Below are 16990 nucleotides of genomic sequence, written 5' to 3' on the forward strand. Positions count from 1 at the left end.
AGGCCCAATTACTACGCAGCGTAGACCAACGGCGCCGATCCTCCATCCTCGGGTCGGCGCCCGTGTTGCAGTCGGGACCAATGTCCACCGAATGTACGCGCGCTACCTGGGATTGCGCTGAGAGCAACGCGGTCACGTGCTCCCCACGGACGCGGGGGACCCGAATGCTGCGGCATACTTCCGGAGGGAAACGGCGCCCTTCCGGTCCGCCGGCCCGAACGGGACAACCAACTCTGAATCGAGGTACTGGACGCTGTGTGCGGACTGCTCGGACTACTCACCACCGACGGCACCGGCGACGAGGCGGTCACGCGCGTCGGTGCGGCCCTGCACTGTCTGCGTCACCGCGGTCCGGACGAGCACGGGACGTGGCACGACGACGATGTGATCTTCGGGTTCAACCGATTGTCGATCATCGACATCGAGCATTCGCACCAGCCGCTGCGGTGGGGGCCTCCGGAGGCCCCGGAGCGGTATGCGCTCACGTTCAACGGAGAGATCTACAACTATGTGGAACTGCGAGAAGAGCTCACTCGCGACCACGGCGCCGAGTTCCGGACCGAAGGTGACAGCGAGGCGATCGTCGCCGCGTACCACTACTGGGGTGCGGACGCGGTACGACGGCTGCGCGGCATGTTCGCGTTCGCGGTGTGGGACACGCAGGAGCGGGAACTGTTCGTCGCCCGTGACCCGTTCGGCATCAAGCCGCTGTTCCTGGCGACGGGCACCGGTGGCACCGCGTTCGGCAGCGAGAAGAAGAGCCTGCTCGAGCTGGCCGACGTGATCGGTGTCGGCACCGAGCTGGATCCGCGGGCCACCGAGCACTACACGGTGCTGCAGTACGTGCCGGAGCCGGAGACGCTGCATGCGCAGATCCGTCGCCTCGAGTCGGGTTGCTACGCGCGTCTGACGCCGGGCAGCGCCCCGGTGGTGACGCGGTACTTCACGCCGACGTTCCCGGCGGTGCCGTTCGTGGCCGGCTCGGAGCAGGCCCGCTACCGGGAGGTCGCGGAGGCACTCGAGGATTCGGTGGCCAAGCACATGCGGGCCGATGTCACGGTCGGCTCGTTCCTGTCGGGCGGTATCGATTCGACGGCGATCGCGGCGCTCGCGATGCGGCACAACCCGAACCTGATCACCTTCACCACGGGTTTCGAGCGCGAGGGCTACTCGGAAGTGGACGTCGCGGCCGAGTCGGCGGCGGCGATCGGTGCCCGGCACATCGTCAAGGTGGTCTCCCCCGCCGAGTTCGCGGCCGCGATCCCGGAGATCATCTGGTATCTCGACGATCCGGTCGCCGACCCGGCCCTGGTGCCGCTGTACTTCGTGGCGAAGGAAGCCCGCAAGCACGTCAAGGTGGTGCTCTCCGGTGAGGGTGCCGACGAACTGTTCGGCGGCTACACGATCTATCGGGAGCCGCTGTCGCTGAAGCCGTTCGAGTATCTGCCGGCGTCGCTGCGCCGGGCGGCCGGGAAGCTGTCCGAGCGCATCCCGGACGGCACGCGCGGCAAGAGCCTGCTGCACCGCGGTTCGATGACACTCGAGGAGCGCTACTACGGCAACGCCCGCAGCTTCAACGATGCGCAGCTGCGGGCCGTGCTGCGCGACTTCCGCCCCGAGTGGACGCACCAGGACGTCACGGCACCGATCTACGCACAGTCGAAGGACTGGGATCCGGTGGCGCGCATGCAGCACCTGGACCTGTTCACGTGGCTGCGCGGCGACATCCTCGTCAAGGCCGACAAGATGACGATGGCGAACTCGCTGGAACTGCGGGTCCCGTTCCTCGACCCCGAGGTGTTCTCGGTCGCGTCACGGATCCCGCTGGATCAGAAGATCACGAAATCCACCACGAAGTACGCGCTGCGGCAGGCCCTCGAGGGCATCGTCCCGCCGCACGTACTGCACCGCGCGAAGCTCGGGTTCCCGGTACCGCTGCGGCACTGGCTGGCCGGTACCGAACTGTACGACTGGGCGCACGAACAGATCGCCGCGTCGGGCACGGACCACATCTTCGACAAGGCCGCCGTCACCCGCATGCTGCGCGACCACCGGGACGGGGTCTCCGATCACAGCCGCCGACTGTGGACGGTGCTGTGCTACATGATCTGGCACGGCATCTTCGTCGAGAAGCGCATCGAGCCGCAGATCCAGGAGCCGGCGTACCCGGTGAGCCTGTAGAGGCAGAGACGACTCCGCCCGGGTTCCTCGACGAGAGGAACCCGGGCGGAGTCGTACGAGTCGACGGGCCTTACGGCAGCAGAGCTGCGATCTCGTCGGCGGCGTCCTTGCCGTACGCCTCGGTGAGGCGTTTGACGGCGTCGTCGCGGTCGAGGCTCCATTCCTGGGTGCCGACGGTTTCGAGAACGTATACGGCAACCAGGGAACCCAGCTGAGCCGAACGTTCCAGGCTCAGGCCGGCGGCCTGGGCGTGCAGGAACCCGGCACGGAAGGCGTCACCGACACCGGTGGGGTCGACCTTGCCGCGTTCGGGGACGACACCGACGCGGATCCAGTTGCCGTCGGCGTCGACGATCTCGACGCCCTTGGCGCCGAGGGTGGTGACGCGCAGCCCGACCTGGGCGCGGATCGCTTCTTCGGACAGTCCGGTCTTCTGCTGCAGGAGGCCCCACTCGTACTCGTTGGTGAACAGGTACTTCGCGCCGGCGACGAGCTGGGCGGCCTCGTCGCCGGACAGCCGGGCGAGCTGCTGGGACGGGTCGGCGGCGAAGGGGATGCCGAGCAGGCGGCATTCGTCGGTGTGCCGGATCATCGTCTCGGGATCGTTGGCGCCGATCAGGACGAGGTCGAGTCCGTCGTGTGCCGCCGCGAGTGCGGCGAGTTCGATGCCACGGGCCTCGCTCATGGCGCCCGGGTAGAACGAGGCGATCTGCGCCATGTCGTCGTCGGTGGTGCACACGAAGCGTGCGGTGTAGGCGCTCTCGGAGACGAGGACTCCACTGCAGTCGACGCCGTTGGATTCGAGCCACGTCCGGTATTCGGCGAAGTCGACGCCGGCCGCACCGACGAGCAGCGGCGAGCCACCGAGCACTCCCATCGCGTAGGCGATGTTGCCGCCGACGCCGCCGCGGCGGACGACGAGGTCGTCGACGAGGAAGCTCAGCGAAATGTGTGCGAGCTGATCGGCGAGCAACTGATCGGCGAAGCGGCCCGGGAACCGCATCAGGTGGTCGGTGGCGATGGAACCGGTTACCGCAATGGTCACGCTCGGAGGCCTTTCGAAGTGATGGTGGGTGGAACGGTGCTGGCAGGTAGAACGCAGTCTGACGCGGAGCCCGCCAGGGTGGCGGACTCCGCGTCAGACGGTGTCGTTATGGGGTGCGGGACTCAGTTGAAGGAGTCGCCGCAGGCGCAGGATCCGGTCGCCTGCGGGTTGTCGATCGTGAAGCCCTGCTTCTCGATGGTGTCGACGAAGTCGATGGAGGCGCCCTCGACGTAGGGGGCGCTCATCCGGTCGACGGCGAGGCTGACGCCACCGAAGTCGACGACGAGGTCACCGTCGAGGCTACGGTCGTCGAAGAACAGCTGGTAGCGCAGGCCCGCGCAGCCACCGGGCTGCACGGCGATGCGCAGCGCGAGGTCGTCGCGTCCTTCCTGATCGAGCAGCGCCTTCGCCTTCGCGGATGCGGTCTCGGTCATCGTGACGCCGTGGGTGGCGGTCTCGTTCTGCACAGTCATGGGCTCTCCCTGTCGCTCGTGCCAAACCCGTGATCGCTTCAACGGTACTCTGCGTGCCCCTATTCCTCATGTATCGGGCCGGATGTATCGCGCCACGCCCGGGCCACGGTGGCCGCCAGTTCCGTGAGGTGTCCTGCCGCGTCGGCCATGGCGCGTTCGACGGATCCGGCGATGTCGGTCAGCGCGTACGTCGCCGTGATCCCGGCTGCCGCGGCGGCGGCCGGGTCGACCGCGGCCTGCCCGGTGAGGACGACGACGGGTGTTCCCGCACCGGATCCGAGTGCGGCGACCGCGACGGGGAGTTTGCCGCGCAGCGACTGGTCGTCGAACTTTCCCTCCCCGGTCAGGACGAGGTCGGCGGCGGCGATCCGCTCGCCGAGCCCGGTGGCGTCGGCTACGACGGCGGCCCCGGACTCCCGGGCCGCACCGAGCGCGAACAGGGCCGCCCCGAGTCCACCGGCGGCGCCGGCACCGGGCCGGTCGACGACGTCGGGGCCGACTGCGGCACGCAGTTCGTCCGCCCATGCGATGTTGCGGCGTTCGAGGAGGGTGACGGTGGCGGCGTCGGCGCCTTTCTGGGGTCCGAAGACATGGGCGGCGCCGTGTTCGCCGAGCAGCGCGTGTTCGACGTCGGTGGCGGCGATCAGGTCGATACCGTCCAGCAGTGCCCGGGCCCGGGTGAGTCCGCCGAGGGCGTCGAGTGCGCCGCGGCCACCGTCGGTGCAGCAGCTGCCGCCGAGTCCGACGACGATCCGGCGGGCCCCGGCGGCCACGGCGGCGGCGAGCAATTGCCCGACGCCGCGGCTGTGGGCCCGGCGGGCGGTGTCCGGGGTGGGCGGGCCGACGAGCAGGTCCAGGCCGACGGCCTGCGCGGATTCGAGGTAGGCGACCCGTCCGTCACCGGCGAGGACCCAGTGTGCCCGGGCCGGGTCGCCGAGGGGGCCGTCGACACGGGTGGTGTGGACGGTGCCGACCACACTCATGGCGTCGACGAAGCCGGGACCGCCGTCGGACTGCGGGGCGAGATCGAGCCGGTCGCCGGGTCGGGCGCAGCGCCAGCCGGCGGCGATCGCGGCGACCGCCTGGGTGGCGGTGAGGGTGCCGCCGAACGAGTCCGGCGCGATCAGGACGCGCATCCGCGCAGTCTAGGGCGGTGGTCGGTTTCGCCAGGACGACGGTTATCCCATAGCCTGGATGTGTGAAGCTGCTACGCCGAGGCGACTCCGACAATCCCGACAAGAACCACGTCGAGGTCACCGAGTCGTCCGCGTCGTCCTCGGAAACCACCGCCGAGACGGCCGGGAAGACCGCGTCGACCCCCGGTAAGGGGCGTCCCACCCCCAAGCGCCGCGAGGCCGAGGCCAAGCGCCGCGGCCCGGTGACCCCCGCACCGCTCACCGCGAAGGAGGCCCGGGCCCGCCGCAAGGCGACTCGCGGCTCCAAGGAGGAGCGCAAGACGGCCGCCGCCGAGCGTCGGGCCGACGCCGCCGACCGCCGGGCCCGGATGCTCGCCGGCGAGGACAAGTACCTGATGCCCCGCGACAAGGGCCCGGTCCGCGCGTACGTCCGCGACCTCGTCGACAGCCGCCGCAACCTCGTCGGCCTGTTCATGCCGCTCGCCCTGATCCTGATCATGGCGATGTTCCTCAATCCGATCATCCAGAGCTATGTCACGCTCGGCATGCTCGTGATGATGCTGTTCATGGCGATCGAGGGCTACGTCCTGGGGCGCATGATCAACAATCGCGTCCGGGAGCGTTTCCCCGACACCGCGGACGGCGGCTTCAAGCTCGGCTGGTACGCGTTCGTCCGCGCGTCGCAGATCCGTAAGATGCGCGCCCCGAAGCCGCGTGTCGGCCCGGGCGACGCCGTCTGATCCCCACGTCGTTCCGGGCCGGTCCGCGCACTGCGGGACCGGCCCGGTGCGGTTGATAGCGTCTATCCTCGTGTCCTCCCCCGATGTTCCGCGCCGCACGCTCGTACTCGGCGGCGCCCGGTCCGGGAAGTCTGCGCACGCCGAAGGACTGCTCGACGATGTTCCGGGCGATGTCCCGGTGCGCTATGTGGCGACCGCGCGCCGGTATCCGGGGGACACCGATTGGGATGCCCGGATCGAGCAGCATCGAGTCCGGCGTCCGGCCTGGTGGTCGACTGTCGAGACCGGCACCGACCTCCCCCTCTCGGACGTCCTCGCCTCCCCCGGACCGCATCCGCCGACCCTCGTCGACGACCTGGGCACATGGCTCACGGGCGAACTCGACGACGCCGACGCGTGGGACGCGCCGCGGGGCACGATCGCCGGGCGGGTCGACGCCCTCGTCGCGGCGGTGGCGGGATTCGACGGGCGTCTGCTGCTGGTGAGCCCCGAGGTGGGGCTCGGCGTGATTCCGGAGACGCGTTCGGGCCGGCTGTTCCGCGACGAGATCGGCGCGCTCAACGCGCGCCTCGCGCAGGTGTGCGACGACGTGGTACTCGTCGTCGCGGGCCTCCCCCTGACTCTCAAGACATCGCAGGCGTAGATGAAAGGTCCAGCGTGACAAGCGAATCCGTGAACCCGTCGGTGACCGACTTCGAGTTCCCCACCCCGCCGGACGCCGAGGTGCGGGAGCAGGCACGCCTGCGGCAGCTGCAGTTGACGAAACCCACCGGGTCGCTGGGCCGGCTCGAGGAGCTGTCGGTGTGGGCGTCGGCCTGCCAGGGCGTGTGCCCGCCGAAGGTGTTCGAGCGGCCGCGAGTCGTCGTGTTTGCCGGTGACCACGGGATCGCCCGTGGTGGGGTGTCGGCGTATCCGCCGGAGGTGACCGCGCAGATGGTCGCGAACATCCGCGGCGGCGGCGCCGCGGTGAACGTGCTCGCCGAGATCGCCGGTGCCGGGGTGCGCGTGGAGGACCTGTCGGTCGACGCGGACACCGACCCGTCCGTGTCGGCGTTCAAGGTGCGCCGCTCGTCGGGGTCGATCGACCGCGAGGACGCGATGACGCACGAGGAGACCGCGCAGGCGATCGCCGCGGGACGCGCGATCGCCGACCAGGAAGTCGACGCGGGCGCCGACCTGCTCATCGCAGGCGAGATGGGCATCGGAAACACGACGCCGGCAACGATTCTCATCGCCGCGATCACCGACACCGAACCGGTGGCGGCCGTCGGGCGCGGTACCGGCATCGACGACGCCGGCTGGATGCGCAAGACCGCCGCGATCCGGGACGGGCTGCGGCGCGCCCGCCCGTACACGCGGGACGCCGTCGGTCTGCTGCGGACAGTGTCCGGTGCAGACCTGGCGGCGATGGCCGGGTTCCTCGCTCAGGCGGCGGTACGCCGCACCCCGGTGATCGTCGACGGTCTGGTGGTGACGGCGTCGGCGCTGGTCGCGGAGGAATTGGCGCCCGGCGCCCGCGAGTGGTGGGTGGCCGGGCACCGGTCCACCGAGCCGGCCCACACGATCGCGCTGCGGCACCTGGGGCTGGATCCGATCCTGGGGCTGGACATGCGTCTCGGCGAGGGGTCGGGTGCGGTGACGGCGCTGCCGGTGCTGCAGGGCGCGGTCGCGACCCTGGCCCGGATGGCGACGTTCGATTCGGCGGGCGTGAGCAACAACAGCACCGACACGGAACCCGACAGCACCGACGGCACGGAATCGGCCTGAGCGTGCGGGGTGCGGTCACCGGGATGGCGTTGGCCCTGTCGTGGTTGACGGTGCTGCCGGTGCGCGGCCCGCACGACATCGGCCGCCCCGAGGGCCGGCGGGCGATCGCCGCGGCACCGGTGGCCGGGATCCTGCTGGGCGCGGCCGCGGCGGGGCTGTTGTGGCTGCTGTCGTGGGCCGGTCTCGAGCCGACGCTCTCGGGTCTGCTGGTGGTCGGTGCGCTCGCATCGGGGACCCGCGGCATGCACGTCGACGGTCTCGCGGACACCGCGGACGGCCTGGGCTGTTACGGGCCACCGGAGCGGGCGCGGGAGGTGATGAAGAGCGGCGGTGCCGGACCGTTCGGGGTAGCGGCGCTGATCGTGACGTTCGGGGTGCAGGCTCTCGCGTTCGGTTCGCTCGGCGCGCACGGGGCGTGGCTCGCGGTGGCCGTCGCGGTGGCGACGGGCCGGGTGGCCGCGGTGTTCGCGTGCCGCCGCGGAATCCGGGCGTCGGGGACGACGGGTTTCGGTGCACTGGTGGCGGATTCGCAGCCTCTTCCGGTGGCCCTGGCGTGGGGCGTCGCGGCTGCGGGCGCGGCGGTTCTGGCGGTGCCGGCTCTCTGGTGGCAGGGCCCGGTGGTCGTCGTCGCGGTACTGCTCGCCGCGGTACTGCTGGTGCGGCACTGTGTCCGCCGGTTCGACGGCGTCAACGGTGACGTGCTCGGGGCCGCACTGGAATTCACCGTCGCCGCGACGGCCGTCGGGTTCCTGCTCGGAGGCTGACCCCGACACAACTCGGGCCCTCCCACCGAAGTGGAAGGGCCCGAGCAGGTTTCGGCCGAGTGTCAGCGCAGCTTGGTCATCCACTCGTGGGTGTCGGCGAAGGTGCCGCGCTGGATGCCGGTGAGGGTGTCGCGCAGCGCCATGGTGATCGGGCCGGGCTCGCCGTCGGCGACGGTGAACTCGCCCTGCGCGGACTTGACGCGGCCGACGGGGGTGATGACGGCGGCGGTACCGCATGCGAACACCTCGGTGATCTCACCGGACGCGCACTTCTCCCGCCATTCGTCGGTGCTGATCCTGCGCTCCTCGACCGCGAATCCGGCGTCGGCGGCGAGGGTGAGCAGCGAGTCGCGGGTGATGCCGGGCAGCAGCGACCCGGACAGTTCCGGGGTGACCAGGCGGGCGTCGGGGCCGGAACCGAAGACGAAGAACAGGTTCATCCCGCCCATCTCCTCGACGTACGCGCGTTCGATGGCGTCGAGCCACACCACCTGGTCGCAGCCCTGCTCGGCGGCCTGGGCCTGCGCCACCAGCGACGCCGCATAGTTGCCGGCGAACTTCGCGGCACCGGTACCGCCCGGTGCGGCCCGCACGTACTCCCGCGACAGCCACACGCTGACCGGCTTGACGCCGCGCGGGAAGTAGGCGCCTGCGGGGGACGCGATCAGCAGGTAGCGGTACTCCGACGCCGGGCGCACCCCCAGCCCCGCCTCGGTGGAGAACAGGAACGGCCGCAGGTACAGCGACGCCTCACCGCCGGCCTCCGGCACCCAGGCCTCGTCGACGTCGAGGAGGGCCTCGATGGAGGCGACGAACAACTCGTCCGGCAGTTCCGGCATCGCGAGCCGGCGCGCCGACCGGCGGAGCCGTTCGGCGTTGGCGGTGACCCGGAACGACGCGATGCTGCCGTTCGGCTGGCGGTACGCCTTGAGGCCCTCGAAGATGGACTGCCCGTAGTGCAACACCATGCCGGCGGGGTCGAGGGAGATCGGCCCGTACGGCAGGACCTCGGCGTCGTGCCAGCCACGGCCCTCGGTGTAGCGGATCGACACCATGTGATCGGTGAAGTACCGACCGAACCCGGGCGCCTCGAGAATCTCGCGCCGCGCCTCGTCGGTCGCGGGAGAGGGATTCAGGGTGCGCGCGAAGTCGAGGCCGTCTGTCATAAGCCGTAATCCTATCTAACGAGGCTTTCGCCTTTTACCTGGCGTATCGGGGTCTATTTGGTGTGGACGGGCACGAACGGGGTGGTCACGACCTCGCAGCGCAGTGCACGTCCTCGCACGTCGACGGTGATCTCGTCTCCCACGGACACACCGGCCACACCCGCGGCGGTGTCGAGCAGCGCCAGCGCGATACCGACCTTGAGGGTCGGCGAGAACGTGCCCGACGTGGTCTCCCCGATCGGGGCGCCGTCCTTCGACACGGTCTGTCCCTGCCGCAGCACACCACGGTCGAGGGCCTTGATTCCCCACAGGCGACGGGCCGGGCCGGCCGCCTTCTCCGCGGTGAGGGCGTCGCGGCCCCAGAACTCCGGCTTGGACCAGCCGATGGCCCAGCCGCAGCGGGCCTGCAGCGGCGAGATGTCGAGCGACAGTTCGTGGCCGTGCAGCGGGTACCCGGCCTCGGTGCGCAGGGTGTCGCGGGCGCCCAGACCGGCCACCTGGCCGTCGCGGTCGCGCACGAGGTCGACGAGGACCCGGAACAGCGCCTCGGCGTCGGCCCACCGGGGTAGCAGCTCGTAGCCGTGCTCACCGGTGTAGCCGCTGCGGCACACCCGTACCGGGACACCGTTCCAGTCGGCGTCGACGAACGCCATGTAGTCGATGTCGGTGGGCAGGCCCAGTTCGGCGAGGACGTCCGCCGACTTCGGACCCTGAACCGCGAACACCGCGTAGTCCCGGTGCTGGTCGGTGATCGCGACACCGTCCGGCGCGGCGGCCTGCAGCCGGGCGACGACGTCGGCGGTGTTCGCGGCGTTCGGCACCAGGAAGATCTCGTCGTCGGACACGTAGTAGGCGATCAGGTCGTCGACGACGCCACCGGTCTCGGTGCAGCACAGCGTGTACTGCGCCTGCCCGGGCGTGACCTTGCCGAGGTCCGCGGTGAGCGTCGAGTTCACGAACTCCGCGGCACCGGGACCCGAGACGAGAGCCTTACCGAGATGGCTGACGTCGAACAGGCCGACCGTCTCGCGGACCGCGTTGTGCTCGGCGACGGTGCCCGCGTACGAGACCGGCATCTCCCAGCCACCGAACGGTGCGAACGTCGCACCCAGGTCGACGTGGACGGAATGGATGGGGCCCTGCAGCAGTTGCGCGTCGCTCATGAGGGACAACGCTAGCCCACCCGCCGCGAGCACTAACATCGGAATTCGGCAGCTACCCGCCTCCCCCTTCGACAGGAGATGTTCGTGCCCCCTACCTCTTCGCCCGTCCGACCGCTGGGTCCGACGCTCGCCCTGGCCGGTTCCCCGAGCCGTCGCGCCGACGTCCTGGTGATCGGTCTCACGACCGGATCCGACGGACCCGAGGTCCTCGTCGGTGCCGGTGTGGACGAGGAGGTCCTCGCCGGACTGCTCGACGCCCTGACGGCAGTCGGTGCGACCGGCCGCGCCGAGGAACTCACCCGGATCCCCGCCCCCGCAGACCTGCCCGTGTCGAGTGTGCTGGCCGTCGGCCTCGGTGCCGCCGACAAGATCGACGCCGAGCAGGTCCGACGCTCCGCCGGCGTCGCGGCACGCGCCCTGTCCGGGGTCGCGACCGTCACCACGACGCTGTCGTCGCTCGATCTGGGTGCTGCCGCGGAGGGCTTCTTCCTCGGCGCGTACCGGTTCGACGAGTTCCGGTCGAAGTCGGCGCCGGCCGCCGACGCGCAACCCCTCGGCCGCGTCGAACTGCTCGTCGAGTCGCCGCGCACGAAGGGCCCGAAGGACGAACTGGCCCGCTCGGTCGCGATCGCCGAGGCCGTCGCCACCGCCCGCGAATTCGTCAACACCCCGCCGAGCCACCTGTACCCCGCCGAGTTCGCCGACCGGGCGAAGGCCCTCGGCACCGCCGCGGGCCTCACCGTGAAGGTCCTCGACGAGAAAGCACTCGCGAAGGCCGGGTTCGGCGGCATCCTCGGTGTCGGACAGGGCTCGTCGCGTCCGCCGCGTCTGGTGCAGATGACCTACACGGCAGCCAAGCGTCGTGGTGTGAAGAAGGTCGCGCTCGTCGGTAAGGGTGTCACGTTCGACACCGGCGGCATCTCCATCAAGCCGGCCGCCGGCATGGAGAACATGACCTCCGACATGGGCGGCGCCGCCGCCGTCGTCGCGACCGTCGTACTCGCCGCGAAACTGCGTCTGCCCGTCGACGTCACCGCGTGGGTGCCGATGGCCGAGAACATGCCGTCGGCGACCGCGCAGCGTCCCGGTGACGTCCTCACCCAGTACGGCGGCACCACCGTCGAGGTCGTCAACACCGATGCCGAGGGCCGTCTCCTCCTCGCCGACGCCATCGCCCGCGCCTGCGAGGACCACCCCGACTACCTCATCGACACCGCCACCCTCACCGGCGCCCAGATGGTGGCCCTCGGCAACCGCACCGCCGGCATCATGGGCACCGACGAGTTCCGTGACCGGGTCGCCGCGATCTCGCAGGAGATCGGTGAGAACGGCTGGCCGATGCCGATGCCGGCCGAATTGCGTGCCGACCTCAACTCCCGCGTCGCCGACCTCGCGAACGTCACCCCGCACCGCTGGGGCGGCATGCTCGCCGCCGCGATCTTCCTGAAGGAGTTCGTCACCGACGACGTGCAGTGGGCGCACGTCGACGTGGCCGGTCCGGCGTTCAACACGGGCGGCCCGTTCGGCTACACCGGCAAGGGCGGCACCGGCGTCCCGGTCCGCACCATGATCTCCGTCATCGAGGACATCGCCGTCAACGGATAAGTGCTGTGCGCCTTTTTGGTAGTTGCTGCTACCGAAAAGGCGCACAGGCCGTCAAGGCCTTCCCGGGGACCTCGCACGACACGCCCAGGACATCAATGGAAGGATGGTGCGGGTGCGCCGCACGACGCGTCCGAAGCGCAGCACACCGCCTGTGTGAGGTGTTTCGGATCCGTCGTACAGCGTCACCGGAACCATGCTTGCCGAGCACTATGGTTTGCGACCACAAGTCGCTATAACTCAACAACCCGAACACAACCGTCGAGGAGTCGAAAGAAATGGCCTTCTCCGTCCAGATGCCAGCCCTGGGTGAATCCGTCACCGAGGGAACTGTCACGCGGTGGCTCAAGCAGGAAGGGGACACGGTCGCCGTCGACGAGCCGCTGCTCGAGGTCTCCACCGACAAAGTCGACACCGAGATCCCGTCCCCCGCTGCCGGTGTGCTGACGAAGATCGTGGCGCAGGAGGACGACGTCGTCGAGATCGGCGGCGAGCTGGCCGTGATCGGCGAGGCCGGCGAGGCTCCCGCCCCCGCCGCTGCTCCGGCTCCCGCCGCCGAGCCCGCACCTGCGCCTGCCGCCGAGGCTGCTCCGGCTCCGGCTGCTGCTCCGGCTCCGGCTGAGGCACCCGCCGCCGGTGCCGCGTCCGGCACCCCGGTCACGATGCCCGAGCTCGGCGAGTCCGTCACCGAGGGCACCGTCACCCGCTGGCTCAAGGCCGTCGGCGACGAGGTCGCCGTCGACGAGCCTCTGCTCGAGGTTTCCACCGACAAGGTCGACACCGAGATCCCGTCGCCCGTCGCCGGTGTGCTGCTCGAGATCAGCGCGCAGGAGGACGACGTCATCGAGATCGGCGGCCGGCTGGCCGTCATCGGCTCCGGCGCTCCCGCTGCTGCACCTGCAGCTCCGGCTCCGGCTCCGGCTCCGGCTCCCGAGCCCACTCCGGCTCCGGCTGCTCCGGCTCCGGCTGCTCCGGCTCCGGCAGCGTCCACTCCGGCCGCCCCGGCTCCGGCTGCTCCGGCTCCGGCAGCGTCCACTCCGGCCGCTCCCGCCGCCGCACCGTCCGGTGACGCCACCCCGTACGTGACCCCGCTGGTGCGCAAGCTCGCCACCGAGAACAACGTCGACCTGTCGACCGTCACGGGCACCGGTGTCGGTGGCCGCATCCGCAAGCAGGACGTGCTCGCTGCCGCCGAGGCCGCGAAGGCTCCCGCGGCCGCACCTGCTGCCGCCGCTGCGGCTCCCGCGGCCCCGGTCGCGACCGCCGGTGTGCGTCCCGAACTGGCGAACCTGCGCGGCACGACGCAGAAGGCCAACCGGATCCGTCAGATCACGGCGACCAAGACCCGCGAGTCCCTGCAGACCACGGCGCAGCTGACCCAGACCTTCGAGGTCGACGTCACCCGCATCGCGGCCCTGCGGGCGCAGGCCAAGGCCGACTTCGCCGAGCGTGAGGGCGTCAACCTGACGTTCCTGCCGTTCTTCGCGAAGGCCGTCGTCGAGGCGCTCAAGGTTCACCCGAACGTGAACGCGTCCTACAACGAGAGCACCAAGGAGATCACGTACCACGCTGCCGAGCACCTGGGCATCGCGGTCGACACCGAGCAGGGTCTACTCTCCCCCGTGATCCACAACGCCGGTGACCTGTCGCTGGCCGGACTGGCCCGCGCGATCGCCGACATCGCCAAGCGTGCCCGTACCGGTGGGCTCAAGCCGGACGAGCTGTCCGGTGGCACGTTCACCGTCACCAACATCGGCAGCCAGGGCGCCCTGTTCGACACCCCGATCCTGGTGCCGCCGCAGGCCGCGATGCTGGGCACGGGCGCGATCGTCAAGCGTCCGGTCGTGGTGCAGGACGAGAACGGCAACGAGTCCATCGGTGTCCGGTCGATGTGCTACCTGCCGCTCACCTACGATCACCGTCTGGTCGACGGCGCTGACGCGGGCCGCTTCCTGACCACGATCAAGCAGCGTCTCGAGGACGCCGCGTTCGAGGCCGACCTGGGCCTGTAGGGTCCCGTGTTCCATCCGCCGAGGGGCACCTTCTCCGTCCGGGGAGGGTGCCCTTCGGCGTTTCCGTCTCCGGGAGGAAAAACGTGCGCGTGTTCGTCGCCGGCTCGTCCGGCCTGATCGGTTCCGCGCTCGTGACGTCGCTGCGCGGCGGCGGCCACGACGTGACCCGTCTCGTCCGCCGCCGCGCGTCCGGGCCCGGCGAACTCGCCTGGGATCCCGAGCGCGGCACACTCGATGCCGTGTCGCTGCGGGGCGCCGACGCCGTCGTGAACCTGTGCGGTGCCGGTATCGGTGACAAACGCTGGTCCGGCGCCTACAAGCAGACGCTGCGAGACAGCCGGATCACCCCCACCGACGTCCTGGCGCGGGCCGTCGTCGACGCGGGTGTCCCCACGCTCGTCAACGCGAGCGCTGTCGGCTGGTACGGCGACACCGGGGACCGGGTCGTCGACGAACATGCCGCGCCGGGCGGCGGGTTCCTGGCCCGGTTGTGCCGGGACTGGGAGGCGGCGACCGCGACCGCGGCGGACGCCGGGGTGCGCACGGTGACGGTGCGGACCGCGACCGTCCTGTCCCCACACGGGGGGATGCTCGGGAAACTGTGCCGCCTGTACGCGCTCGGACTCGGTGGCCGACTCGGTAGCGGACGTCAGTACCTGTCGTGGATTTCGCTGGCCGACGAGGTCTCGGCCCTCGAATTCGTCCTCGCCCGCGACGACATCCGGGGGCCGGTGAACCTGTGCGCCCCGGAACCGGTCACCAACGCCCGGTTCACTGCCGCACTGGGCCGGGCACTGCACCGGCCCGCACCGTGGCGGATACCGGGCGTCGTGGTGTCGGCGCTGATCGGCGAGTTCGCCGACGAGGCCGTCCTGTGCGGCCAGCGTGCCGTCCCCGGGGTGCTCGCACAGGCCGGGTTCACGTTCCGTCGTCCCACGATCGACACGGCCCTCGCGGATGCGCTCGGGCGGTGACGAACCGTGTGGTCGGCGGGCGTAACGTCGTGCCCATGAGAAGCACCACCGCGTCCGCTCGATCCAGTTCTCAGCCGGTGTCCGTCGAACGTCTCGGCCGGATCGACTACATGGCGGCATGGGATCGGCAGAAGGTTCTGGCGACACGCCGAGCCGACGACGAGGGCCCCGACACGCTGCTGCTGCTCGAGCATCCGGCCGTCTACACCGCGGGCCGGCGCACCGCCCCCGAGGACCGTCCGGTGGACGGCACCCCGGTCATCGACGTCGACCGCGGCGGCAAGATCACCTGGCACGGTCCCGGCCAGCTCGTCGGGTACCCGATCGTCGGGCTCGCCGAACCCGTCGACGTCGTCGCCTACGTCCGGCGGCTCGAGGAAGCGCTCATCGAGGTGTGCACGGGCCTGGGTGTCGCATGTGGGCGCGTCGAGGGGCGTTCCGGGGTGTGGCTGCCGGCCGCGTCCGTCGACGGCCGATGGCTGCCCGAACGCAAGGTCGCCGCGATCGGGGTGCGGGTCCAGCGGGGCGTCACGATGCACGGGTTCGCCCTCAACTGCAATGCCGTCCTCGACGGGTTCGACAACATCGTTCCGTGCGGTATCCGCGACGCCGGTGTGACGACCCTGTCGCGGGAGCTCGGGCGGGACGTCACCGTCGACGATGTCATCGACGCGGTCACCACCGCCGTCCTCGCAGCCCTCGACGGGCAGCTTCCGGTGACGGTGCGTGATATCGAGCGCGTCGCAGCCCCCGAACAGGTTACCGGCGAGTTCGACCGTCGGACACCGGAGTTCACCACCGTCCGATTCGGCTGAGACACACCGGCCGGACCCGACAACGGGTTCGGTCACGCGTACCATCGCACAGGTGAGTGTCGCCCCAGAAGGACGGAAGCTGCTCCGCATCGAAGCTCGAAACGCGGAGACTCCGATCGAACGCAAGCCCAACTGGATCCGGACCCGCGCCAAGATGGGTCCGGAGTACACCGAGCTCAAGGGGCTGGTGAAGAACGAAGGCCTGCACACGGTGTGTGAGGAGGCGGGCTGCCCCAACATCTACGAATGCTGGGAAGACCGCGAGGCCACGTTCCTCATCGGTGGTGAACAGTGCACCCGACGCTGCGATTTCTGCCAGATCGACACCGGTAAGCCCACCGCCCTCGACCGGGACGAGCCGCGACGCGTCGCCGAATCCGTCCGGTCGATGGGCCTGCGGTATTCGACGATCACCGGTGTCGCCCGCGACGATCTGCCCGACGGCGGCGCGTGGCTGTACGCGGAAACCGTCCGGCAGATCCACGCCCTCAACCCGGGCACCGGCGTCGAGAACCTGATCCCAGACTTCAACGGCACCCCCGACCTGCTGGCCGAGGTGTTCGAGTCCCGCCCCGAGGTCCTCGCCCACAACCTGGAAACGGTGCCGCGGATCTTCAAGCGCATCCGGCCGGCGTTCCGCTACGAACGGTCCCTCGGTGTCCTCACCGCGGCCCGCGACTTCGGCCTGGTCACCAAGTCGAACCTCATCCTCGGCATGGGCGAGACCCCCGACGAGGTACAGCAGGCCATGGTCGACCTCCACGAGGCCGGCTGCGACATCATCACCATCACCCAGTACCTGCGCCCGTCACCGCGACACCACCCGGTCGAACGCTGGGTCAAGCCGGAGGAGTTCGTCGAACACTCCCAGGCTGCCGAGGAGATCGGATTCGCCGGCGTCATGGCCGGGCCCCTGGTCCGCTCCTCGTACCGGGCCGGACGCCTGTACGCGCAGGCCATGGCCCACCACGGCCGTCCCCTCCCCGACGGGCAGGCGCACCTCGCCGAGGGCGGCACCGCCGCACAGGAAGCCAGTTCGGTCCTCGACCGTCTCGCTCGCGCCTGACCGGGACGTCGTCCCTCACCGTGATCTCACGGTGACAGAGGTTCGTCACCTCACCGTGAACGCGATCGGGCACGGTGAGGGACGTA

General features: G+C 70.4%; 15 protein-coding genes. 10 read left to right on the top strand and 5 right to left on the bottom strand.

From position 1 onward, the window contains the following. The first annotated feature begins 255 nt into the window (after positions 1-255). Positions 256-2181: an asparagine synthase (glutamine-hydrolyzing) gene (gene asnB, locus Q5696_RS12860; protein WP_305091735.1), complete on the top strand. Its 1926-nt coding sequence runs from the start codon at positions 256-258 to the stop codon at positions 2179-2181. 70 nt (positions 2182-2251) lie between these two features. Here the strand turns inward: asnB and Q5696_RS12865 are convergent, their stop codons facing one another. From Q5696_RS12865 to Q5696_RS12875, 3 genes are all read right to left on the bottom strand, one after another. Beyond that, a complete protein-coding gene (locus tag Q5696_RS12865) occupies positions 2252-3226 on the bottom strand; it encodes a carbohydrate kinase family protein (RefSeq protein WP_305091736.1) in 975 nt (324 codons plus the stop codon). Positions 3227-3348: 122 nt separating this feature from the next. Then, the gene (locus Q5696_RS12870; RefSeq protein ID WP_305091737.1) at positions 3349-3699 is read right to left on the bottom strand and encodes a HesB/IscA family protein; all 351 of its coding nucleotides are present in this window, start codon (positions 3697-3699) and stop codon (positions 3349-3351) included. A 59-nt stretch (positions 3700-3758) separates the two neighbouring features. After that, the gene (locus Q5696_RS12875) at positions 3759-4835 is read right to left on the bottom strand and encodes a glycerate kinase family protein (RefSeq protein WP_305091738.1); all 1077 of its coding nucleotides are present in this window, start codon (positions 4833-4835) and stop codon (positions 3759-3761) included. A 62-nt stretch (positions 4836-4897) separates the two neighbouring features. Between Q5696_RS12875 and Q5696_RS12880 the strand changes: the two genes are divergently transcribed. The 4 genes from Q5696_RS12880 to Q5696_RS12895 all read left to right on the top strand — a co-directional run bounded on the left by Q5696_RS12880 (position 4898) and on the right by Q5696_RS12895 (position 8106). Continuing rightward, positions 4898-5575: a DUF3043 domain-containing protein gene (locus Q5696_RS12880; protein ID WP_305091739.1), complete on the top strand. Its 678-nt coding sequence runs from the start codon at positions 4898-4900 to the stop codon at positions 5573-5575. 70 nt (positions 5576-5645) lie between these two features. Continuing rightward, positions 5646-6218, top strand: coding sequence for a bifunctional adenosylcobinamide kinase/adenosylcobinamide-phosphate guanylyltransferase (locus Q5696_RS12885; protein ID WP_305091740.1), 573 nt, complete (start codon positions 5646-5648; stop codon positions 6216-6218). A 14-nt stretch (positions 6219-6232) separates the two neighbouring features. Further along, entirely contained in the window at positions 6233-7342 is a 1110-nt protein-coding gene (gene cobT / locus Q5696_RS12890) for a nicotinate-nucleotide--dimethylbenzimidazole phosphoribosyltransferase (protein ID WP_305091741.1), read from the top strand. Positions 7343-7365: 23 nt separating this feature from the next. Continuing rightward, on the top strand, positions 7366-8106 hold the full coding sequence (locus tag Q5696_RS12895; protein ID WP_305095276.1) for an adenosylcobinamide-GDP ribazoletransferase: 741 nt from the start codon (positions 7366-7368) through the stop codon (positions 8104-8106). 62 nt (positions 8107-8168) lie between these two features. Here Q5696_RS12895 and Q5696_RS12900 read toward each other — a convergent pair whose 3' ends face one another. Both Q5696_RS12900 and gcvT read right to left on the bottom strand, forming a co-directional pair. Next, positions 8169-9272, bottom strand: a complete 1104-nt coding sequence (locus tag Q5696_RS12900) for a branched-chain amino acid aminotransferase (protein ID WP_305091742.1) — start codon at positions 9270-9272, stop codon at positions 8169-8171. A 53-nt stretch (positions 9273-9325) separates the two neighbouring features. Then, entirely contained in the window at positions 9326-10435 is a 1110-nt protein-coding gene (gcvT, locus tag Q5696_RS12905; RefSeq protein ID WP_305091743.1) for a glycine cleavage system aminomethyltransferase GcvT, read from the bottom strand. 78 nt (positions 10436-10513) lie between these two features. On the opposite strand from gcvT, the gene Q5696_RS12910 reads away from it, so the two are divergent. The 5 genes from Q5696_RS12910 to lipA all read left to right on the top strand — a co-directional run bounded on the left by Q5696_RS12910 (position 10514) and on the right by lipA (position 16904). Next, positions 10514-12040 (top strand): leucyl aminopeptidase, encoded by a 1527-nt coding sequence (locus Q5696_RS12910; RefSeq protein ID WP_305091744.1) that lies wholly within the window; start codon positions 10514-10516, stop codon positions 12038-12040. Positions 12041-12315: 275 nt separating this feature from the next. Then, a complete protein-coding gene (gene sucB, locus Q5696_RS12915) occupies positions 12316-14049 on the top strand; it encodes a 2-oxoglutarate dehydrogenase, E2 component, dihydrolipoamide succinyltransferase (protein ID WP_305091745.1) in 1734 nt (577 codons plus the stop codon). Between the two features lie 83 nt (positions 14050-14132). After that, a complete protein-coding gene (locus tag Q5696_RS12920) occupies positions 14133-15023 on the top strand; it encodes a TIGR01777 family oxidoreductase (RefSeq protein ID WP_305091746.1) in 891 nt (296 codons plus the stop codon). Between the two features lie 35 nt (positions 15024-15058). Then, entirely contained in the window at positions 15059-15838 is a 780-nt protein-coding gene (gene lipB, locus Q5696_RS12925; RefSeq protein WP_305091747.1) for a lipoyl(octanoyl) transferase LipB, read from the top strand. 52 nt (positions 15839-15890) lie between these two features. Continuing rightward, a complete protein-coding gene (gene lipA, locus Q5696_RS12930) occupies positions 15891-16904 on the top strand; it encodes a lipoyl synthase (RefSeq protein WP_305091748.1) in 1014 nt (337 codons plus the stop codon). The last annotated feature ends 86 nt before the right edge of the window (positions 16905-16990 follow it).

This window comes from Prescottella sp. R16, from assembly GCF_030656875.1.
Classification (GTDB): Bacteria; Actinomycetota; Actinomycetes; order Mycobacteriales; family Mycobacteriaceae; genus Prescottella.